The 2,110-nt window shown below is 47.3% G+C and carries 2 protein-coding genes and 2 pseudogenes; 2 read left to right on the plus strand and 2 right to left on the minus strand.

Going from position 1 to position 2,110, the window contains the following annotated elements; genetic code table 11:
- The first annotated feature begins 268 nt into the window (after positions 1 to 268).
- The gene (locus tag C1752_RS27910; protein ID WP_110989302.1) at positions 269 to 922 is read left to right on the plus strand and encodes a hypothetical protein; all 654 of its coding nucleotides are present in this window, start codon (positions 269 to 271) and stop codon (positions 920 to 922) included.
- Between the two features lie 140 nt (positions 923 to 1,062).
- Here C1752_RS27910 and C1752_RS27915 read toward each other — a convergent pair whose 3' ends face one another.
- A complete protein-coding gene (locus C1752_RS27915) occupies positions 1,063 to 1,485 on the minus strand; it encodes a DUF8659 family protein (protein ID WP_110989303.1) in 423 nt (140 codons plus the stop codon).
- A 71-nt stretch (positions 1,486 to 1,556) separates the two neighbouring features.
- On the opposite strand from C1752_RS27915, the pseudogene C1752_RS27920 reads away from it, so the two are divergent.
- Positions 1,557 to 1,944 (plus strand): annotated as a pseudogene (locus C1752_RS27920) (transposase); the annotation flags it as partial.
- Between the two features lie 47 nt (positions 1,945 to 1,991).
- Here C1752_RS27920 and C1752_RS27925 read toward each other — a convergent pair.
- A pseudogene (locus tag C1752_RS27925) lies at positions 1,992 to 2,110 on the minus strand (IS1 family transposase); the annotation flags it as partial.

The raw sequence follows: 2,110 nt of genomic DNA on the forward strand, positions 1-2,110 counted from the left end.
GCTCGACAATACGGACTGCCTCTGCTTTTTGTTCATCAGTGAATAGTCTGCGTTTCTTCTGTGTCATGTGGACATTCTCCTAGATCATTTCTTCGAATGGAGTGTCCACTTTTTCAAGACAAGGTCACTAAAGCACCCAACTCAATTACAAAGTCCTGATCAAATCTATGCATCATTAGAGGCTTTTCTAACAAAGGTCCTAACGTCTTGATCATCATCATCCTGAAATAGCCCACTCTACAGAATATGTATTGGGTATTTCTGAATCATGGTTGACCCTCAAACCAGTTCCTTACGACAATCACCGAGATATACAAATGAGGAGTTAATCCAACACTTTGTTAAAGGATTTACCCAGGGAAATCCACCCTCATTATCGAACAGTACTCTCCAAACAAAAGCTCTGCAGCAAGGCGTACAGCTATTGGCCGGTCATGATGCAATCTTAACGGCTTACTGGCAAGACCCACCTCTGCGGGCTGTTGTGAAGCATACGACTCCCTACGGAGAATTAATCAAGCAAGCATTGTTAGCTGAAAGTTTTTACCCACTCTCACAAACGGAGCAGAGTCAACAGTACATCTATCAGTACTGCAACCCCCCACATGGCTACTACCTGAACTGTACCACCGCCAAAGAACTCTGGCGATTGAGTTGGGGACGGGGGGCTGGCTTACGCTCTGGTATCTCTCTTGATTTGCTGGTTTGGGGAGGAAGAGCTAGCCGAAGTCATGAAAATTGGCGCTCTCTTCAACGCATAGACTGTGAACAAGGCAATTTAAAGATCAAATTATTAGGCGGAACATTCTCCGTTGAGAGTTCTGAGCTTGTGGTGTGGGCCAAAAAACAACCGTTGCACTCCAAAACGAATGAACAGCGGACAAGAACGCGCTTGAGGGGATACTATCGTCTGCAAAACTAAATCCTCACCAGCCTCAACCTCTTCTGGCCCTTGATGCGATCACAACGGGGAAACGTCTCTACATTTTGGGTGCACAATACCATCACCCAGACTTCAGCTATCAAGCTGGAGTCCTTTTATTCGCTCCCTTAACAACATCCTTAATCATTCACGACGTGATCACTTAGCTTTTTCATCAGCCTGCGAGCTAGCCACTCTAGCGGTTCACCCCCAGCAGGGCGATCGACTTTAATGCCAGTTTCAGCATCCATCCAAATGGCGTTCTGACCCTGCCACAGGATAGGATACTCGGGTTGCTCTGAGCGTTCAATCATCAACGATAGCTGAGTGCCAGCCGTATAAAACTCAAGGTCAAGTATCCACTCTGGCAAATGATGACCGGCATCATCACGAGCGATAAGCTGCAGATGACAGTCATTTATCGTTGCGCTCTCGCTGAGTAGACGGCCCGCATAATGTAAGGCAGGAAAAGTGAGCTGGGCAGCCTGGATCGAGAGCTTCAACAGGTCGGGTAACTCTTTGGAAGGTGATGGTAGCAGATCATCACCAAGAGGAGCATTCATAGCTTAAGCACAATCCTCTAGACATTAAAGGCAATCGTTTCGATGAGAAACTTCTTATTGTTGCATCACTCCTGGACGGTGATATTGAGCAGGTTTCTGCTGACGGAGCCTATGACCAAAGCCATTGCTATAATTCTCTGACCCAGCGCAATGCTAGGGCTGGGATTCCCCCAAGGAAAAATGCCAAGATCTGGCAACATGGCAACTGCAGTGCCCCACCCCATCAACGCGATGAGAACCTTCGGGCCATCCGCAGAGGAGGGCGAAACAAGTGGAAGCAAGAGGCTCACTATCATCGGCGCTCTCTGGCTGAAACGACGATGTTCCGTCTCAACACTATCTTGGGCAAGGTGCGCTCCCGTAACTTTGATAATCAAGCCGTTGAGTTACTGCTCCAGTGCGCGACTAAATCGAATGATTCAGAGCGCCAACCCCGATACTGTTTGGGTTGATGCTTAAAATGAAAGCGCTCAGGAAACTGAGCGACCTTTGAATGATTGGTAGTCCTAAATAGGTAAGGATTGATTGTAATGGTGAATAAAGTACCAAATAGCACCGATATGATTCTCTAGCTTTTTGGAGAATGACAGTGTCTTGCGCACCAATCTTGAGACGCGTTGGCGTA

Source organism: Acaryochloris thomasi RCC1774 (genome assembly GCF_003231495.1).
In the GTDB taxonomy this organism is placed as follows: Bacteria; Cyanobacteriota; Cyanobacteriia; order Thermosynechococcales; family Thermosynechococcaceae; genus RCC1774.

What these genes read in the sequence shown, in the direction of transcription:
- C1752_RS27915 (WP_110989303.1), bottom strand. Translation starts at nt 1,485, where the DNA reads ATGAATGCTCCTCTTGGTGATGATCTGCTACCATCACCTTCCAAAGAG.
- C1752_RS27910 (WP_110989302.1), top strand. Translation starts at nt 269, where the DNA reads ATGGTTGACCCTCAAACCAGTTCCTTACGACAATCACCGAGATATACA.